The organism is Paraprevotella xylaniphila YIT 11841 (genome assembly GCF_900683745.1).
Classification (GTDB): domain Bacteria; phylum Bacteroidota; class Bacteroidia; order Bacteroidales; family Bacteroidaceae; genus Paraprevotella; species Paraprevotella xylaniphila.
Window position 1 is genome coordinate 2,880,722 of the sequence record NZ_LR215980.1, and the last position, 18,528, is coordinate 2,899,249.

Genomic DNA, 18,528 nt, shown 5'->3' on the forward strand with positions numbered 1-18,528 from the left:
TTCTATTTTTTGGCACCTGCATTAATCCATTCGTCTATGAGCCGCAGGTCGGTTGATGATGTTATCATATTCTCGTGGCTGAAACCTAAGCCGAGTTCATTGCCCGGATTGATTACCTTATGCAAGATGCTTTCCTCGGCGTTGCCCGGAATGACACGTATGCCACCGGCAACCTCTGTGGAGGGTTGGTTTACAAGGTTGGCATGGCTCTTGTCGGCCGTCAGGTAAAGTCCGGCTGCAGGAGAGGTACTTCCCCCGTGGCACTGTGCGCAAGTCTTGTCGAATATGTTCTCTTGTATGGCCGCATACATGTGGGCATCCACCTGTCCGGCTTCCATGTAGAGTGTGTCTCCCGAAATCGAGGCCGCATCCAGGCTTTGATACGTCAGGACGCGTTTGCGCAACCGGTTGGTCACACATAGCTCGATGGTTTTCACCTCGCTCCCGATGTTAGGCAGGGTGAGGCTCACGTTGCTGTTCGCGTCGGGGCTGACGAGCACTTGCGTGGTCGCGTATTCGCTGTCTCCGAACCCGGCCAATACAAGTTGGTAATATTCCGGCCAACTGTCCGCACCGGTGATGTGCCCGGTCAGTTTGGCCGCAAAGCCGGTATGCGTAGCCGTGTGTTCCTTCCGTGGGATGGAGCCGTCGTCGCAGGCGGTGAGTCCCATTGCTACAGACAGGAGAACAAATATACCATAGTTTTTTTTCATTGTAAATTCTTTATCGGCTGAATTAACGAATATTAGAAAGAGTATTGCAACTGTATGGTGCCTGAGTGCTTGGCTAGCCCAAGGTCGTCGTTATCACGGTCGAGTTGCGTGTCGTGTCCGGTGCGTCCGATGAACTGATACATAGCTTGCAGTTTCAAGTTGCAGTTCTTGAAGAAATAATTGCATCCTACGGCCGGCATGTTGAGGAAACCATTCGTGTCTACGCCGTTGCGGTTAAAGAAGTCGTAACGTGCAGCAACCTGTACGCAGGGAGCCACGAAATAACCGCCTTGGACGTAGCCGCCCAAGAAATCGTAAGTTTTGTCTATCTTTTGCCGGTCGGTGAATCCCACGTGCATGTAGTAGGCTTCGGCTCCGATGTAAAGCTTGTTCTTCAGCATGGCAAACTCCAGTCCGGCGCGGGTGTCGTTGGTACTTTCGCTCTCGCTTTCCACATTCAGGTTGGCACTTGCGCCTAACATCCATTTGTCTTCGTGCAGACGGTCGGGGTTACCCTGCGTGGCGGGCATGATACCCTTCGGCATGAAAGTGAAACGTCCGGCATAGAGCAGGGACGGGATGTGCCAGTCATCGCTGATGGTTTTCGTAGCCGTGTTGACCGATGCGCCGGTACCGTTGAAGATTCCTATTTCATATCCGAACTTGTTGGCTGCGAAGCCGTGGATTTCCACGCCGAGGTCGAATCCCGTCCCGATGTTCGGTGTGACGGCGTTCAACGAATAAGGCATGATGACAGCCGCAGTCAACGAAGTCGGGAGTGTAGGCATCATGGTTTCGCCCAACGTCGTCAGGTAACCGTGGGAAAAGGGTGTCTTGAATTTACCGATACGTACGGCAAAAGCTTCTTTCATAGCCACGTCGATCCATGCCTGCTGAAGGATGGCTCCTCCACTGGCAGCCGCATTGATGGAGAGGTTAAACGAAACCTTGCCCCACGCCTTTCCTGTGAATCCGAGTACGGCGTACGGCACGGCAAACCCTGAATTGGCCAAGTTGTCTTGGTTGTAAGCCTTGTCCACCCCTTCGTCGTCGTACCAGTTGATGTGTGCGGCAGTCTGCACCAACAGGTAAGGTTTGAACACAAAGTCGGCTTTCTTCGTCTGGATGGAGAACCCTTCGCGTCCGGCCAGGGACACCACGCCGTTTTCGCTGCCCTCTTCATATTGTGCCATGGCGGCCAGAGGGAGAGTCGCCAATAGGGTCATCGCAAATATTTTTTTCATTGTTTTCTGTTTTTTTCTTTGTTTGATGCTTGTTCTGTCAAGAGGCTTTCGTCGTCTTGTTATAAGGATTGCAGGAATCGGATGAGTGCCGCACGGTCTTCTTTCTTCATCTGTTTGAACAGGTTTTTCGAGGCTTCCCCTTCTCCGCCGTGCCACAAAATGGCTTCGGTAAAGTTACGGGCGCGTCCGTCGTGCAAGAAGTAAGTGTGACCGTTGACCTTTTCCTGTAGCCCGATACCCCAAAGCGGGGTGGTGCGCCACTCATTGCCGCGAGCCAGCCCGCTTACGTAATTGTCGTTCAATCCTACACCCATGATTTCGCTTCCCATGTCGTGAAGCAGGAAATCGGAGTAAGGGTGGATGGTCTGGCTGCCCAACCATGTCAGTTGCGTACCTAACAGCAAGGTGGAACCACGGGGTTGGGTATGCAGCGTGACGGTATGGCATAAGTGGCATTTGGCTTGGTAGAACATCTCTTCCCCGCGTTTTACCGTCGGGTCATCTACGTCGCGACGGGCCGGTACGCCAAGCCCCTGCATGTATAAGTCCACATCCTCCATTTCTTCCGCGCTGATGTCCAACTGGTCGTATGTCAGTCCCATCATGCTTCCGTCCTGCATCTGGAGCTGTCCTTCGCAGATTTCTTCCGGATAGCGGCTGTTCGTGACGCCCAAGTCACTGCTGAAGCCAAGCTCCACGGTCAGGTCGGCATGCTGTGCTTTGTTGCCGCTCAGCCCTAATTGCAGTTTCCCTTTTTCCGTGATATAGTTGGCGCGTCCGCTGATACCGTATTCCGGGTAGTTGCTCTTCGCAGCCAGTTGTTCTATTTCGTGGCGGTCGATGGCCATCATCGGCCCCATGCCGACATGGCGCAATGGGATTCTGACAGTGCAGAACAAGTCTTCGGGCGCGATGCTGTCGGCATACCATTCGCTGATGCTGTATTCGGGATAGCATAGTTCGTAGTATTCCCCGTCGGGGAATGCCCCTTTTTCGTAATGCCATTTGACGTTCAGCTTGCCTTCCGGTTTAACACCGTAAATGGCTTGGTCATGAAGTACGCGTCCGTAGTTCTGGAAAAATGCGCCGTTCTTGCGGCTGATGTACACCAACATGGAAGAGAAACCGTAAGAGCCGCTTCCCCCTTCGCCGAAGCTACCTCCACCGTTCCATAACTCCGGTTTCGTGCGCCCGGCATTGCGGTGGCAGCTTCCGCAGGAATATCCTGCATAGACCGGACCAAGACCTCCCGAGATGGTACGCGTGTCGTCGTACAGCCCGTCGCCGTCGCGGAAGCGCATGGCATAATCGGGGTCGGTATCAATCCAGTCGGCCTGCGTGTCATAGGCCACGGAACTGTTGAGGAAAATGGTAGAGATTCCGGCCGAAAGGGCGTAACCTTGCGGGATTTCCATGTCCCTCACGTCCAATCCGTCGTCGTCGCAAGCGGCGAGGCTAAAGGCTAAGGAGAACAGGGCTAAATATTTTACAGTATGGTTCATTGTGATATGTCTGTTTTTTATAAGTCTTTTTTATACCACATAAGTGAAGACAACCGTTGTGAGGACTGTCTCCACTTTTACACTTATACAGTGCGGTTATGAGTTGGGTTTACTGTGCGGCAACGGTACGCGGGTTACCATCCTTGAACAGCAGGAACTCCAAGGTGTGGAAGCCTCTTACCTCTTGTGAGGCTGTGATTTCTTCTTCCGTGTCACCGTCTTCCCAGTTCAGGTCGTCGAAATTGCCAGACTCCAATATGTTGACGATGGCAACCTGGTCCAAAGGCCAACTGTCCATGTTCGGGTCAAGACCGAGGATGTCTACCGGACCGAACAAGAAAGCTTCGCTCTGTTCCCACGGAGTACGTGCGACTAACCAAGCATCGCAGGCTGTCTCGAAAGTGGCATCACTCGGATTGTTGTAGAAGTTCTGGACGGCAGCGCAGAGGGCGGTGTTCTTTTCTTTCAAGTCCTTATAAGTAGGCAACACCACCTTGTTCACAAAGCCGTTGACTACGCTGTCCATTTCCGCGTCGGTAATGGTTCCGTTTGCGTATGCTGCCTGAATGGCACCTTTTAATTCTTGGGTGAGCGTTATCCCTAAGGCGACACAAGCCGATTGTGCCACAGGTACCTTTGCGTCACCGATATTGTTACGGAACGGTTGCGGGATGGCAAGGATAGCATTCTTAGTACTTTCGATTTCGTTGGCAATCTTCGTGTTCAACGCAGGATTGATTTTTTGTACCAAGTTATACAATGAGTACTGGCTAACTGTGCTGTCCATGCTGTTGAAGTAAGAGTTACGGATGGAACGGATGTTATTGGAGTAGTCGTCGCGTGAATGGAAGCTATACCAAGATTCCACAGCGTAAAGGGCCTCGGTCTGCTGTCCGGCCGTCCATTTGTTGTAGGGGTCGCCGATTTTGGAGTTGCCCACCTCGTCCGTGATTTCCACGCACTTGTCGATAATCTGTTCGATACAGCTCAATGCGGAAGTGTAAGTACCGCCGTTGTGTTCTATGAAAGTCTTTTTGAAAGCTTCTCCGCCTTGGAACGAAGTCTCCCAACTGTCATAGAGGGTCGTGGCATCCTTCTGCAACAGCTTGGCCACTTGGAGTGAGTAGTTGCGCCAACTGGCGGCGTTTTCCGGAGTATAGTTCAAATTTGCGGCAGCGTCGAACTTTTCGTCAGGCTTCGGACCGCCATTGTTGCCATCGTCGTCGCTGCAAGAAGCGGTTGTGAGACTTGTAAAGGCCATTCCCATCAGGAATAAGGCTGAATAGAAAAATTTCTTTTTCATGACTTTGATTTTTTTTGATATGATTTGAAATGATATAGTCTCTTGTTATTTGCTCCAGAACCAACCTACATAGGCCACGCCAATGGCAAATTCATTTTCGCTGTTGTATTTGCCGCCACCGATTTTACGGGTCGTGTAGTCTGCTTTGAACACCAGGTTCGGCAGGGCCTTCCAGTTCAGGCCGGCTGTCCACATGCTTACTTTTTCTCGGTCATCGGCTCCTTGACGGGCGATTACTTCTTCCTGTGGGTTGTAGTATTCATATCGGGCGAACGGGTAGAGGGCAGGGCATTTGGGAGTGCCTGCTATGCCCTGTAAGTTCAAGCCCAACTCTGTGCCGTAGCTCACTGCCTTCTTGGCGATAGGGACGGCACGGGTATAAGGGCTGTTGTTTCCTAAATTCAGGTTGGCTTGGCTCAGCTTGTCGCTCTTGCCGAGATTGCCGAAGATACAATTTCCACGGAATGTCAGGAAGCGGTTGATGTACTGTGCATCCACCGTATATATCCTTACCGGGATATCGCCGTAACTCGTGTAAGTCGTGGGCTTGTCTGCATTGGCACCTATATTGTTGCAGAAATACCATGAACCTCCCACGCGCAGGCCCGGTACTCCCCGATAATCTACACGTGCCACGTAGGCCGGTGAGGTGAAGTTGTCGTACTCGAAGATGCTGGTCTTGCCGCTTCCGGCCCACGTCTTCCGGTCGAAACCATTGGCGTTGAGGCCGGTCACTACCATAGCCTGGTAGTCGAACGTAGCCCATCCCTTACCTAGCGTACCGAACAATTCAAGACCCGTTTCATGCCAAGTGGAGGGGATGATTTTCGTTTCCCCTTCCGGGCGGCTCGTTCCGAAGAAATTGACGGGTTCGTGGTGGGAATTGGTCAAGCCGACAGGCACGATCAAGTGGCCTACCCGCATGTTGATTTCCGGAAGGATGAGGCGCGTGATGTGGAATTGTTCCAAAGCCACTTCGCCGCCTTTTTCTATTTCCGTTTCGTAATCGCCGTTTTCGCTGTTTTCCAGTTCGTAGGCTGCTCCCGTTCCTCCGCTTTCAAATTCGATTTCGGCTCCTAACACCCATTGGGGAGCGAACTTATAATCGAAAGCGACCACGAAGCGAGGAATGGAAATGGTGTTACGGTTCGTTTTGGTATTTCCTATCTTGTTGCCCCAATAACGGTTGATGCCGTAATCTTTGAAGTTGGCTACCATTTCTCCATATCCGCCCACGCGGAATTTCTCGTAAGTGTCGTTGTCACCGGTTTCTTCTTGGGCAGAAACGCTTCCGAACGCTATCAGGCAACCCAAGGCCGCAGCTAAGACAAATCTCTTCCTTTCCATGTTTTTATTGCTTTTTTTTATCTTTTTACCCTTTTCTTTGTTTTGACGCTGCAAAGTTACCGGGTTGGTTAAAAAACAACAATACACAAAAATGGGCAATCTCATTTGAGGGGGGATTAGGGCGGCATACCTACATGAGGTGTTTTTTACCTAATATTTTTTGATAATACTCAACTATAGCGATTGTCAGGGTCGTTTTTTTTTCCGTTCTTTGCAAGAAGTTTAACGATTTAAGGTATCATGTCTGAAAAATATAAAGAGACCGACCGTATGGGAGATATCATTTGCGATGATTACCGCATCTTGCAGGTGATTAGTCGGTTCGGGCTTACGTTAGGGTTTGGCGACCATACGGTGAGCGAAACCTGTTTGGCGGCGGGAGTAGATGCCCCCACTTTTTTGGCAGTGGTGAATTTCATACGTTCCAACGGGCGGACGTCGAATCTGTCCGATATTGTGGAGTCTTTGTCGCTCACGGCATTGATGAACTACCTTCGCCGTTCCCATGATTACTTTGTGAAGTTCCGTTTGCCGGCCATCCGGCGCAAATTGATAGAAGCGATAGACTGTTCGGCACGCAACCAGGTTGCATTTCTCATCCTGAAGTTTTACGACGAGTTCGCTTCGGAAGTCGGGCGCCACATGGATTACGAAGACAAGCATATCCATACGTATGTGACCGATTTGATGAAGGGCGTGAAAACCAGTCCGGACGTGAACATCCACAAGCTGTCCCATCAGCATCACGACAACCACGCGCAGCTCGAAAAAAGCCTGTCCGAACTGAAAAGCATCATCATCAAGTACTATCCCACGGATAGCAACGCGCAGTTGCTCAACGACGTGTTGATAGACCTTTTCATGACGGAAGAAGACCTGTTCAGCCATTGCCATTTGGAGGACACCTTGTTTCTGGAAGCCGTGGTGCGGTTGGAAGACGAACGCCAGGAACAGGCCCGCGAGGAAAATCCCCAGACAGAGGAACAGGACGGGGAGGATAGCGCGAATGATGCGTTGAGCGACCGGGAGAAAGAAGTTATCGTTTGCGTGGTGAAAGGCATGTCGAACAAAGAAATTGCCGAGCAGTTGTATATATCGGTCAACACCGTGATGACGCACCGGCGTAACATCAGCCGTAAACTCCAGATTCATTCTCCCGCAGGGTTGACCATTTATGCGATTGTAAACGGGCTGATTAACTTGGAAGATGTGAAACTGTAAGGGTGAATGCCTTTTCTTTAAATTAGGTAGACATGGAACATATCGGACTCTTTTGTGCCGCTTCGGACCGGCTTGAGGCAAGCTATTATGACTTGGCCGGGGCTTTTGGCCGCTTCGTGGGAGAGCGCGGCCTGACATTGGTGTATGGCGGAGCCGATTCCGGTCTGATGGAGAGCGCCGCACGCGGAGTGAAAGATGCCGGTGGGCATGTGGTGGGCATTGTACCGTCTGTCTTGGAAACGCGCCGGCGCGTGAGCCGTTATGTGGACGAGGTGGTGCCGTGTCATGATTTGAGCGACCGTAAGGCCATCATGGTGGAACGTAGCGACGTGTTGGTGGCCTTGCCGGGCGGTATCGGGACGTTGGACGAGGTGTTCACCGTGATGGCTGCGAATAGTATCGGTTATCACCGGAAGAAAGTGGTTTTGTTTGCTTTAGACGGATTTTGGGACGGGTTGGTTGCGGTGTTGCAGGAGATGGACCGGCGAGGCTTCGTCAATGTTCCCTTGAGGCAATACCTTGTCGTGGCACGTTCGTGGGGAGAGCTCCAGGCCGTCTTGGCGTAGTTTTTTTGAAGCCCATGGTAAGGATGTAAAAGGCCGGACTGGCTTTTGCCAAAGTGTCAAATCCGGCTTTCTGAGAATGGCTCATATCGTTCCGGCCAAGGCTTTGCCCGCGAATACGCCAACCATGGCGGTTTCCCTTTTGACGTAATGTCACCCGTTTCCTTTTTTTGCTTTCTTTCCGGAGGACAGGGAAAGCCGTGGTATGGCATACCGTGAGGATATGGGTAAGCATCATGCGGATTTTCATGGAGATGTGGCAGGGATTTTATGTAGGCTGAGGCAGGGCAAATAGATGAAAAATCCGCTTTTCCGAGACCTCTTTTTTCCGTTCACGCGGGTTCTTTCCCCTTTTCTGCGGTGAGGTTCGGAAAGTTATGCGGAGAACGATTTTTCGCTTTCAGCCAAACGAAAAATCGTTCGCCTGTGATTGATTTGCATATATGCAGTCTTTTAGGTGGAAATCGGTGAAATATGCGCATAAATATGCAAAAAGTCTTTCCGGTTGCTTCCGGAATTCATTTTTTTCATTCCCTTTTTACAAAGAAAGGCTGACATTTTGTTACCGTTTGGCCTAAAAGTGCGGTATGATGTTGTTTCTTAAAAATAAAAATAATAAATTTGGGCATTGGCTTTCGGCCTTTGGGGAGATTTATAGGGAATCGTTTCTGTCCGTTTCTTCCAAGGGGAGAATCATGCTAATGTATAACGGTTAAACAAAATGCAATGAAGAATACGTTTTTTGTCTTTGGGTGTGTGTCTTTTTTCATCGCGGGATGTAGTCCGAAAGTGATGACGGAAGTGGTGAAGTCTTATCCCGTCACGCGGGCATACGACGTACGGCTTTTCGAGGCAAAGGATACCTTGCCTTCCGTGGCCGAGGTGTTGGGGCGTGCCTCTGTGGAGAAGGGTACGGAAAGCGATGTTGAGACCATGGTCAAGGTGGAGACGGCCAAGGTGGGTGGCAACGCCTTTGCCGTGAAGGAAAAATCTTCGTCTTTCATGGGACGGTCGTGCAGGATGGATGGTTACATGTTACGTTTCCCGGGTACGCGTCTGGAAGTGGACCTGGCGTTGGGCGGGCTTGCCGCGAATCGTTTTTGGACGGATACGGGCCATGAGGTCGTGAAGGATGAAGAGAAAGACGGCACGAGCACGCTTTACCTGAATGCAGGGGGAGGTTTCCTTACCAGTGAGTTGCGCACGCCCGGAGGGGTGGGCGTATGGGGACATCCGCGCCGGGGCACGGAGGTGCAGGCCGGATGGGACTGGGTGGGGCAGAGGGGCTTGGCGGTGGCCTGTTCTTCTCGGCCTACCATTCCCGGGCTTATGGAATCGAGTCGCCGTTGGAGTTGGCAGACGAACGGTTCCACATGAACTTCTTCTATATCGGGCCGGAATTTGTAGCCCGGCTGTTTTTCAGTGATTATTGGTCTGTGAAGACCGGTTTGGGCTTGGGGGCATTCTTTTCGCGCGAAAAGGTGCGCGGCAACTCGCGGTTGGATTACGGTCTGGACGGTTGGGGCGGGCACTTCCAGTTGGGACTGGAATACCGTCTGGCCGAGCACGTCGGTGTTGGGGTGAACGGAGGGTACGTACTGGGTTGGTTTCCCGGTAAAGACTTTGCAAGGGAGTTCTTCTCCGATGACGGCTTGGGCGAACTAGGCGATTCTGGGAAACACGAAGGGCTGGACGGTTGTTTCCATTTCTTCGTGACAGGCGGACTGCGATTTTATTTTTAGGTCTTTATGTCTTTTTTGCGGGAGGACATAAAGAATCTCCCGGTCACGTATGTTGCGTAACCGGGAGATTTTTATGCCTGCATCTTTTGGCCTTACTACCTTACAATGAGTTTGTATCCGTTTACGATGTAGATGCCTTGTGGCAGTCCGTCAAGCGAAGTGGCCTGTTGGCGTACGCGGATTCCGCTGAGGCTGTACACGTCTGCTGGAGTGGCGAAAGGTCCGTCCAACTGTGCCTTGTCGGCCACGGTCTGCCGAATGCTAGTCACCTGGTCGGGCGACATGGTGCCGTAATAGTACAGGCGGAAGTTGTCGAAAATGGTCCAGTAAGCGGCCTGCACTTCCTCGCACCGCATGCCGACTTTCATTTTGGAATCATCCTCATCCAATTGCGTCACGACTCCGTTATCGTAAAGTTCGGCTGCGAAATAAAAGCTGGCGGCTTGCATGTTGTTCGGCACGTAACGGGTGGGGTTGGAGCCTACAGCCGTTTCGCTTCCGCCCAGTTTTTTGGTTTGTGCCTCAGCAGCGATGTTTTGTATTTTGGCTTCTTCGTCGCCTGCATAGATGACTACGTTGACATTGTCCTGTCCTGCGGTGAAAGCTTTGTACACGTCTTCTGTATTTCCCGGGCGTTGGAATGCTTGTCCCTTAAACTGGTAAGTTCCTGCCGGTAGTGCCGTGAGGGTCTGGTTGAAGTCGAATGTTTTCTCGAAGAATTCCCCGCAGGAGAAAGAGATGGCCGGTTTGGTGGACCATCCTTCCCCGTCCTTGAGGCTAGCATCAGACATGAGGAATGTGATGTCGAAGGGGTGCTCCACACTTTTGGGGGTGGCTTCGGCCAGAAATGCCATACCGGCAGCCAAGGCTTCTTCGGTCAGTGTGGCGATGGCTTCGGTGGTGGTTTCAGCCTGGTTGGCTTTTTCCTCTATTTCCGAGAGTTTGGTTTGTAGCGCGGCATCCGTTCCGCTTGCGTCTTCCGTGTGTGGGGTTTCTGCCAATGCCTTGATATGTGCCAACATTTCCTCGAGTTCGGCCTTGCGTTCGTCCTTGATTGCCTGGTCGAATGCCTGAAGCCCTTCGCCGGAGAGTATGACCCAGCGTTGCCCCTTGGACGAATTGCTGATATTGAATGCTTCCGTGACGATTCTTCCTCCGGCATTGGAACCCATGCAATTCGGGTTGAGCACCTTTTCCGGATGTATGATCCAATATCCCCGTGTCGTGAGGGCATGGCCTTCGGTGCCGATGTTGACGTCGATGCGCCCTTTCATGAAATGGAATTTCTCGTCTACGGCGGGAAGGTCTTTTTCCTTGGTGAGGAATTTCTTTCTTGAAGCGTTATAGGTCAGATACTTGCCTGTCCCCACGTTTTGGAGCGAGTAATAAGAGGTTTTCGGGTCGAAAGTGATATACCATGCCGCGTTGTCATCGGCTTTGGCTTCGGCAGCTGTCATTTCCTCGCACTTGACGGTCGTCGTGTTAGGGTTGGCCACCAGATAGGAGGAATATAGGCCGGCATCCTCGTCCTCGTTCTTGAGGTAGTACTTTACGTTGTCCTCCTGTTCGAACACGTAAGCGGGGGTAGAGAATCCTCCGGTGGGTGGCAATCCGTCTTCTCCGAGTCCTTGCGTAATCAGGCCGTTTGCGATATAAAGTGCTTCGCTGCCTGTATCCTCGTGTGCACCGTTGATGCCGTAAGGCCACATGTGGGTGTTGTCTCCCGTCATGACAGCTGAGGGGTTGTTGTCCCAGAAGCGCAGTACTTCATTGGCGCGGTCTCCCAACCAGTCGCCCCGGTCACCGTTGGCTCTCATGTTGCCGTCCCACCAAATGGCGTGTTGCCCTACACCGATGGCATGTCCCATTTCGTGCATGATGGTACCTGTGCGTTGGTAACTGGCGTTGGGGCCTACGCGCATCCATCCTCCATAGCTGCAGTCTGCCGTGGGAGTGCCCGACCCGAAATTGACGCTTAAATGCAATCCTTGTATGCTGGTCAGGTTGTTCCAGTACTCTACGGCGGAACCTACGGCTGCGTTGATGCGTGCATTGGATTCGGCATCTCCCCCGTTGTTGTAGGACCACGTAATGGTTCCTTTTGGTATGGTGATGACTTTGATGGCATCGCCGTAACCCACGGCGTACCCTTTGGTCAAGGCATACGCCCGTATGTAATAAATGGTAGAAGGGGTCAGGTTCCTCAATACGTAGATGTGTCCGTTGTTCTCTATATATTCGGTGGTCCGGTTGTCCAATATGGTAGGCTCAGGTTCCGTACTCCAACAGAAACCATGTTCTACAAGTTCTGTTTCAGGCACCCCTGTGATGGTACTCCGTCCGAATGCCATGGTGGAACCGCGTGCATACCGCGTGTCGGTCACGACGGCAGGCGTGTCACCGGTTGGGTTAGCTATTCGGAAAGCCAAAAGGGCTGTCCCTAATTTTTCAACGGCTGTTGCTAAATCTTCCGCGTTTGCATCCAAGTTTTCAGCCAAGGCTTGCGCTTCTTGGATAACGGCGTGGAATTCAGCCGCCCCGTTCAGGGTTCCGTCACCGTAAGCCTCAAGTGACTTGTCTATAGCGGCTTGCAATTCCTGATAGGCGTGGATGGAGGTTTGCGCGGCTTCGGTGGCTTGGCGCAGGCGAATGGCTACGGGAGCCATATTGTCGTCCGTAGTGCTGTTTAGTTCCTGACGTGCGGCTTCGAGTGCCGCGTTCAATTCCTTGAGCACGTCTTTTTGCATCTTTTCGGATACCAGTGCCTGGCCTTTTTCAATGCGGCGTTGCAATTCCTCTTGGATTTCAGCCAAATCGTTATTGAGTGCGTAAAGCCGGAAATTGTCACAGGCAACCCAGTTGCCTGTGGCGTTCTCGGTCTTGAAACCTATGGTGGCTTGTCCTTCGATGACCGTGAATTCAAGGGAGTAATCGTTAGCGGCTCCGACGGCTACTTGTGCGTTGCCGGCAAAGACATACGCTCCACTTTGTGTGGCAGGGCTGTTTTGTTGGATGTTTTGCGCAGCCGCAGTCAACTTGTAGACTCCGTTCTTCAGCGTAGTCAGAGTTTGGCTGACATGGCAGTCGGCCACTTGGCCGCCTTGTCCTGTCCATCGTTCCACGTACGTGTTACCCTCTTTTAACTGGAAAGAGGTATTGGTCTGGCTTTGCATGCCGCTGTTTTCCCAATCCGTGAACTGGTTTTCAAAACTTGGGTTTTTCAAATAGGTTTCCGTCACATCCGTTTGTGCGAAAATCGGTTGGGGGCTCCAACAAGCCAAAGTCCCAATCATCAAGAGATGGAAGAATCTGTTTTTCATTCCACAGAAATTTAAGTTAATAATAATATCCTGTTTCCTGGTGTGATTGTTGGAACAGGTTTGAATAAAGTCTCAATATTGTACGCAAAATTAGCTTTTAAAGTGTCTAAGGCATGTCAATTATGTTGAAAATGATGGTAACTATGTTGATTTATCTTGTTCCGGAGACCTCTTTTTGCCGTTATGGCATCTTTCGGGACATTTGCCGTCCGAAGTCTTCGTCAATGGAATTATGTATGCTGGCACAGGCGTTGGCTGCAAATCGGATGCCGCATGTCACGGCGTGTTCCCACTGTGCTTCGGAAAGGTCTGGCAAACCGGTACGGCGGATGCCATAGCGTATCAATCCGTAAATGAATCCGGCATTGAAGTTGTCACCGGCTCCGATGGTGCTTACCGTGCGCACGGGTGGTACCGGAAAACGGGAACTCCCTTTTGGGGTGCACAGCATGATGTTTTCCGCACCGCAGGTACAGAGGAACAACGGGCAGTAGGGTGCGATATGGCGGTGGTAAATTTCTTCCGCGTCGCGTAGGCCGTACATAACCTCAAAGTCGTCGGCCGAACCGCGTACCACAGTGGCTAACCGGAAATTTTCATGGATGGCCGGAAGCAGTTCCTTTATGCGGTCTTGGTATGTGCGTCGGAAATTCAGGTCGTAATACAAGATGGCACCTTGTCCGTGCGCGTATTCCAAAAAAGCCTTGACCTGCGGGCGGATGTGCGGATTGAGTGCATAGTAGGAACCGAACTGCACGATGTCATCGGCCTCCACCGTGGGGTGGATGAAGCCCTTCAACGTACGTGGCGGTTGTTTGTAGAACATGTAATGGGCATCGTTCCGTTCATCGAGGAAAGCCAACGACACGGCAGACTGGATATCGTCGCGCATCCGCAGGAAACTGGCATCCACATGGTTGGCGTTCAAGAAATCCGCGATGCGCCGTCCCACTTCATCGTGTCCCGTTTCGCCGACGAAAACAGCCGGGATGCCTGCCCGTCCGATGGAGATAATACTGTTGAACGACGAGCCTCCCGGTACAGCTGCCGTGGGTTGTTCCCCGTGGAAAATGATGTCCATGATGGTTTCGCCCATCCCAATGACTTTGCGCATGAATGTCTAGTTTAGAAACAAGTGAATGCAAACATACGATAAAAAAGTGGAATAAGTCGTAGAAAAAAGTGAAAAAAACGAAGATTTGTCGTATCTTTGCGCACCTAATTTTTAGGGAAGGCGGTTTTCAGGCGTGATGATACACTGAAGGGTTGTTTTTGTATGTAGTATGCGCCGTGCGCTGCCTTTGGTGTATTAATTTAATAATTAACGTATTGAAAACTTTTGAGGAGCTTGGTGTTTCTGCGGAAATCAGACAAGCTATTGAGGAAATGGGGTATGAACACCCGATGCCGGTACAGGAGGAAGTGATTCCTTATTTACTGGGAGTGAATAACGATGTTGTGGCACTGGCGCAGACCGGTACAGGGAAGACGGCGGCTTACGGCCTTCCTGTTTTGCAGAAAGTGGATGCTAGCCGGAACGAAACGCAGGCTTTGATCTTAAGTCCCACCCGAGAACTTTGTTTGCAGATAGCGGATGATTTGGAGAACTACTCCAAGTACTTGCCCGGTGTGCGCGTGTTGCCGGTGTACGGCGGTGCGAACATCGAACCGCAAATCCGTACGCTGAGGAAGGGCGTACAGGTCATTGTGGCTACGCCGGGCCGTCTGATCGACCTGATGGAGCGCAAGGCAGCTTCGTTGGAGCATGTGGAAAACGTGGTGTTGGACGAGGCTGACGAGATGCTTTCCATGGGGTTCACGGAGAGTATCGACAAGATTCTGGCCGGAGTGCCCGAAAATCACAACACATTACTCTTCTCTGCCACGATGAGCCGTGAGATAGAGCGTATCTCGAAGAAATACTTGCGCGACGCCAAGGAAATCGTGGTAGGTTCGCGTAATGAAGGAGCAGAAACGGTGAACCATGTGTATTACATGGTGCATGCCAAGGACAAATATCTGGCATTGAAACGCATCGTGGACTATTATCCCAAGATTTATGCCATTATTTTCTGCCGCACGCGTTTGGAAACGCAGGAAGTGGCAGATAAATTGATACAGGATGGGTACAATGCCGACTCGTTGCACGGGGATCTTTCGCAGCAACAACGTGACCTGACGATGCAGAAATTCCGCCAACACCGCGTACAGTTCCTCGTGGCTACCGACGTGGCGGCGCGAGGACTCGACGTGGAAGACTTGACGCACGTCATCAATTACGGTATGCCGGACGACATCGAGAATTACACGCACCGCAGCGGGCGTACGGGGCGTGCAGGCAAGAAAGGGACGAGCATTTGTATCGTTCACACGCGCGAACGTTCCAAAATCCGCGAGATAGAAAAGGTTATCGGCAAGGAGTTTGTGAAGGGAGAGATGCCCAGTGGCAAGGAAATCTGCGCCAAACAATTATATAAGGTAATAGACGACATCGAGCGCGTGGAAGTGGATGAGGAGGAAATCGAACAGTTCCTGCCCGAAGTGTACCGCAAGTTGGAATGGCTCGACAAGGAAGACCTCATCAAGCGTGTGGTGAGCCGGGAGTTCGGACGTTTCCTGCAATACTATGCCAACGCGCCTGAAATCAGCGAACCGACGGGACGTGGGGAGAAAGGCGGCAAGAAAGGCCAACGCGGCGGGCGCAAGCCCGAAGAGGGATACACCCGGTTGTTCCTTAACGTGGGTAAGGTGGACGGTTTCTATGCCAAAGAGGTGATGAAACTGGTGAACGACCATGTGCAAGGCAAGGTAGAAGTCGGGCGTATCGACCTGATGAAGAGCTTTTCTTTCTTTGAGGTGCCCGACGGTGAGGCCGACCGCGTGTTGCACGGGCTTTCCGGTGTGCAGGTGAAGGGACGTAAAGTCAACGTGGAAGTGGCTACCGGAGAGGCTCACGAGGCCGGAGATGGTAAGTCGAACCGTCGGTCCGGCCGTGGCGGTCGGGGCGGTGGTGACGCAAAGGGTGGTCGCGACCGCAAGAGACGCGGTGGAGGAAAAACCTATGAGGAGGCCATGTCCGGCAAAAGGAAAGGCAAGAAGGACAAGGATGTTGCCAATAAGGATAATGCACGGAAAGAAGCCAAGCCGTCTCGTGAGGAACGGGGTTACACCGAACCACGTGGTAAGAAATATACGAAAGATGATTGGAAACAGTTCTTTCAACCACAAGGCGGAAAAGATTTGCCGCAAGGAGGAAAGGACTTGGTAGGTGATGAGCCGGACTTCTCGGAAGAAGGATGGGCACGCCGCTTCCCGAAAAAATAAGCAATAATGCAAGACTCCCGGTTTGCTACAGATATGCAAATCGGGAGTCTTGCATTATTGCTTGCCGTTTCTTTGTTTTTTATCGTGCACCTATTTCTTGGATGAGACGTTCGGCTCCTCCCCATCGGTCGATGATGTAGAGTACATAACGGATGTCCACACCGATGCAACGGGTCAAATCCTGTGTGAAAGTAATGTCGCTACTCAAGGCATCCCAGTTGCCGTCGAAAGCCAGTCCGATAAGTTCGCCTTTGCCGTTGAACATCGGGCTACCGGAATTTCCGCCGGTGATGTCATTGTTCGTCAGGAAACAGAGCTGCATTTCGCCGCTTTCCTTGTCTTTGTAAGGGCCGAAGTCGCCTTTTTCAAACAGGACCTTTACTTCCGGTTCCACCTTATATTCGTCGATTTTGTCGCTTTGTGCGACTTTATCCAACAGGCTCGGCATGGTAGTAAAGTAGTTCTGGTGTCCGGCAGCACTGGTGTAGTCGTCTACGAAGCCGTAACTCAGGCGCATGGTCGAGTTCGCATCCGAATAATGCGGTTGGTCCATTTCCATTTCAAGTATGGCTTCGCAAAGCAGTCTTTCCTTTTCTGCCACATCCATGTTGTACTGGCTGATTCCGTCAGATACCTTTCCGCCAAGTTCCATCACGCTCTTCAGGCATTTCAGTGCCATGTCATTATCTTTTTGTTCTTGGGTCAGCGTCAGGTTGACACAGTTTGTGTCGGTCAGGACCGACTGTTTGAACATGGCATCCACGTAGGCGCTGATGTCGTTATCGTATTCCTTTTCTATCGTCTGATAGAAGTCCGGCAGATATTCGGGTTTTACTTGTTTGGCGTAGTTGTCCATCAAGGCCGTCATCGTTTCCTTGTCGACCTCTTTGTTCCAGTCCTTGTATTGTTGACGCAGACGGTTTTTCCACGTTTCCTTTCCCGTTTCTTCTCCTGCGCTTTGCAGGTTGTTGAAGTACATGGCGATACGCAGCAAGTCGGGACCTCCAAGGAAAGACTCGTTGAGGAACGCGATGGCACGGTTACCGTCTTTGCGGGCTGCGTACGCTTTTTCGAGTTCGGGAGCCAAGTTACCAAAGTTTTCCTGTCTTTTTTTGCTTTTTTGTGCCCATTCGTTGATTTGTTGTTCTTGTTTTTTCTTCTGTTCTACGACTTTCAACTCTTTAAGGGCCTTGTTCATGCCGATGCTGTTTTTCCAATAGTTGGAACTGTTGGCATATTTGGAAGCGTACTGCAAACGGATTTTCGGATCACTGTCCATCCATTTCTTCCATATACTTTGCTTTAAGCCGCGTACATTGATTCGGGATTCGTTGGTATTCTCCATGCGTTCCACGATTCCGTAAGAAGAGAGATAACGGTTAGTACGTCCGGGATAGCCGATGGTCATACAGTAGTCTCCTTTCTTGAAACCATCCAAAGATACTTTAGCATAACGTTCGGCTTTCAACGGGCGGTTGTCCGCATTGTATCCGGCAGGTTGGTTATCCTTATCGGCATAAATGCGGAAGACACTGAAGTCACAGGTTTGGCGCGGCCACATCCAATTGTCCGTTTCACCGCCGAACTTGCCTAAGCTTTGAGGCGGCGCGAACACAAGGCGGATGTCATCGTATTGTTTATATACGTTGACGTAGAAAGCGTTTCCCGTGTAATAAGGACTGACTTCGCAAACCAACTCCGGGTATTTTTTCGCATATTCGTTTTCTATGGCCAGGCAGATGGAATCCACACCGTTCCAACGCATTTTTTCCTTGGCATTTTCACCCAATGTGGCCATCTCGGCGGCATGTTCCTTGTAGTATTTGTCCAAAGCTTTGTTTACCCGTTTAGTGATGTCTTCCGTCCTTTGCAGTATCTGTACATAGAGACCTTTTGCCGGAAGTTCTTCCGCTTGGGTGCGGGCCACGAATCCATTCTTCAGGATGTCGTTTTCAGGTGTGGCCAAAGCCTGTATGTTGCCGAAGCCACAGTGGTGGTTTGTAAAGACCAAACCATCCGGTGAGACAACGACACCGGAACAGAAACCGCCAAAACTTACCACAGCGTCTTTCAGCGAGGTCCCTTTCGTATTATACAATTCCTTTTCGCTCATTTGCAGTCCCAAATCTTTCATGACCTTCATGCTTTTGGGTGAAATGTGGCTGAGCATCCACATGCCCTCGTCGGCCTTCATACCGTTGAGGCCACAAACGAAAGCGAGTAACGTTAAAAACTTTTTCTTCATGTTT

13 protein-coding genes are annotated in these 18,528 nt (G+C 51.2%); 5 read left to right on the forward strand and 8 right to left on the reverse strand.

Translation table 11 applies throughout. From position 1 onward, the window contains the following. Positions 1 to 2: 2 nt before the first annotated feature. The 5 genes from E0E47_RS12165 to E0E47_RS12185 all read right to left on the reverse strand — a co-directional run bounded on the left by E0E47_RS12165 (position 3) and on the right by E0E47_RS12185 (position 6,109). Positions 3 to 713, reverse strand: a complete 711-nt coding sequence (locus E0E47_RS12165; protein ID WP_130893830.1) for a hypothetical protein — start codon at positions 711 to 713, stop codon at positions 3 to 5. Positions 714 to 745: 32 nt separating this feature from the next. Then, positions 746 to 1,957 carry a porin gene (locus tag E0E47_RS12170; protein ID WP_130893831.1) on the reverse strand — a complete coding sequence of 404 codons (1,212 nt, stop codon included), beginning with the start codon at positions 1,955 to 1,957 and terminating at the stop codon, positions 746 to 748. Between the two features lie 59 nt (positions 1,958 to 2,016). Beyond that, the gene (locus E0E47_RS12175; RefSeq protein WP_130893832.1) at positions 2,017 to 3,459 is read right to left on the reverse strand and encodes a di-heme oxidoredictase family protein; all 1,443 of its coding nucleotides are present in this window, start codon (positions 3,457 to 3,459) and stop codon (positions 2,017 to 2,019) included. A 109-nt stretch (positions 3,460 to 3,568) separates the two neighbouring features. Then, complete coding sequence (locus E0E47_RS12180) at positions 3,569 to 4,762, reverse strand: imelysin family protein (protein WP_008629374.1); 1,194 nt, start codon at positions 4,760 to 4,762, stop codon at positions 3,569 to 3,571. A 45-nt stretch (positions 4,763 to 4,807) separates the two neighbouring features. Next, complete coding sequence (locus E0E47_RS12185) at positions 4,808 to 6,109, reverse strand: hypothetical protein (protein WP_130893833.1); 1,302 nt, start codon at positions 6,107 to 6,109, stop codon at positions 4,808 to 4,810. 240 nt (positions 6,110 to 6,349) lie between these two features. On the opposite strand from E0E47_RS12185, the gene E0E47_RS12190 reads away from it, so the two are divergent. The 4 genes from E0E47_RS12190 (at position 6,350) to E0E47_RS17645 (ending at position 9,635) form a co-directional block, all read left to right on the forward strand. Beyond that, entirely contained in the window at positions 6,350 to 7,330 is a 981-nt protein-coding gene (locus tag E0E47_RS12190; RefSeq protein ID WP_130893834.1) for a response regulator transcription factor, read from the forward strand. 32 nt (positions 7,331 to 7,362) lie between these two features. Next, the gene (locus E0E47_RS12195; RefSeq protein WP_130893835.1) at positions 7,363 to 7,896 is read left to right on the forward strand and encodes an LOG family protein; all 534 of its coding nucleotides are present in this window, start codon (positions 7,363 to 7,365) and stop codon (positions 7,894 to 7,896) included. 723 nt (positions 7,897 to 8,619) lie between these two features. After that, a complete protein-coding gene (locus tag E0E47_RS17640) occupies positions 8,620 to 9,270 on the forward strand; it encodes a hypothetical protein (RefSeq protein WP_232038429.1) in 651 nt (216 codons plus the stop codon). Next, positions 9,156 to 9,635, forward strand: coding sequence for an outer membrane beta-barrel protein (locus tag E0E47_RS17645; RefSeq protein ID WP_232038430.1), 480 nt, complete (start codon positions 9,156 to 9,158; stop codon positions 9,633 to 9,635). The genes E0E47_RS17640 and E0E47_RS17645 overlap by 115 nt, the downstream gene beginning before the upstream one ends. A gap of 95 nt (positions 9,636 to 9,730) precedes the next feature. Here E0E47_RS17645 and E0E47_RS12205 read toward each other — a convergent pair whose 3' ends face one another. Together E0E47_RS12205 and E0E47_RS12210 are read right to left on the reverse strand one after the other, a co-directional pair. Beyond that, positions 9,731 to 12,955 (reverse strand): hypothetical protein, encoded by a 3,225-nt coding sequence (locus tag E0E47_RS12205; protein ID WP_130893836.1) that lies wholly within the window; start codon positions 12,953 to 12,955, stop codon positions 9,731 to 9,733. 181 nt (positions 12,956 to 13,136) lie between these two features. Beyond that, positions 13,137 to 14,069, reverse strand: coding sequence for a carbohydrate kinase family protein (locus tag E0E47_RS12210; protein ID WP_130893837.1), 933 nt, complete (start codon positions 14,067 to 14,069; stop codon positions 13,137 to 13,139). 215 nt (positions 14,070 to 14,284) lie between these two features. On the opposite strand from E0E47_RS12210, the gene E0E47_RS12215 reads away from it, so the two are divergent. Further along, entirely contained in the window at positions 14,285 to 16,279 is a 1,995-nt protein-coding gene (locus E0E47_RS12215) for a DEAD/DEAH box helicase (RefSeq protein WP_130893838.1), read from the forward strand. Between the two features lie 79 nt (positions 16,280 to 16,358). Here E0E47_RS12215 and E0E47_RS12220 read toward each other — a convergent pair whose 3' ends face one another. Further along, positions 16,359 to 18,524 (reverse strand): S46 family peptidase, encoded by a 2,166-nt coding sequence (locus tag E0E47_RS12220; protein WP_130893839.1) that lies wholly within the window; start codon positions 18,522 to 18,524, stop codon positions 16,359 to 16,361. Positions 18,525 to 18,528: the final 4 nt, after the last annotated feature.

Coding starts and splice junctions, on each gene's coding strand:
- E0E47_RS12170 (WP_130893831.1), bottom strand. CDS start 1,957: ATGAAAAAAATATTTGCGATGACCCTATTGGCGACTCTCCCTCTGGCC.
- E0E47_RS12220 (WP_130893839.1), bottom strand. CDS start 18,524: ATGAAGAAAAAGTTTTTAACGTTACTCGCTTTCGTTTGTGGCCTCAAC.
- E0E47_RS12195 (WP_130893835.1), top strand. CDS start 7,363: ATGGAACATATCGGACTCTTTTGTGCCGCTTCGGACCGGCTTGAGGCA.
- E0E47_RS17645 (WP_232038430.1), top strand. CDS start 9,156: ATGGGACTGGGTGGGGCAGAGGGGCTTGGCGGTGGCCTGTTCTTCTCG.
- E0E47_RS12205 (WP_130893836.1), bottom strand. CDS start 12,955: ATGAAAAACAGATTCTTCCATCTCTTGATGATTGGGACTTTGGCTTGT.
- E0E47_RS12180 (WP_008629374.1), bottom strand. CDS start 4,762: ATGAAAAAGAAATTTTTCTATTCAGCCTTATTCCTGATGGGAATGGCC.
- E0E47_RS12175 (WP_130893832.1), bottom strand. CDS start 3,459: ATGAACCATACTGTAAAATATTTAGCCCTGTTCTCCTTAGCCTTTAGC.
- E0E47_RS12185 (WP_130893833.1), bottom strand. CDS start 6,109: ATGGAAAGGAAGAGATTTGTCTTAGCTGCGGCCTTGGGTTGCCTGATA.
- E0E47_RS12165 (WP_130893830.1), bottom strand. CDS start 713: ATGAAAAAAAACTATGGTATATTTGTTCTCCTGTCTGTAGCAATGGGA.
- E0E47_RS12210 (WP_130893837.1), bottom strand. CDS start 14,069: ATGCGCAAAGTCATTGGGATGGGCGAAACCATCATGGACATCATTTTC.
- E0E47_RS17640 (WP_232038429.1), top strand. CDS start 8,620: ATGAAGAATACGTTTTTTGTCTTTGGGTGTGTGTCTTTTTTCATCGCG.
- E0E47_RS12190 (WP_130893834.1), top strand. CDS start 6,350: ATGTCTGAAAAATATAAAGAGACCGACCGTATGGGAGATATCATTTGC.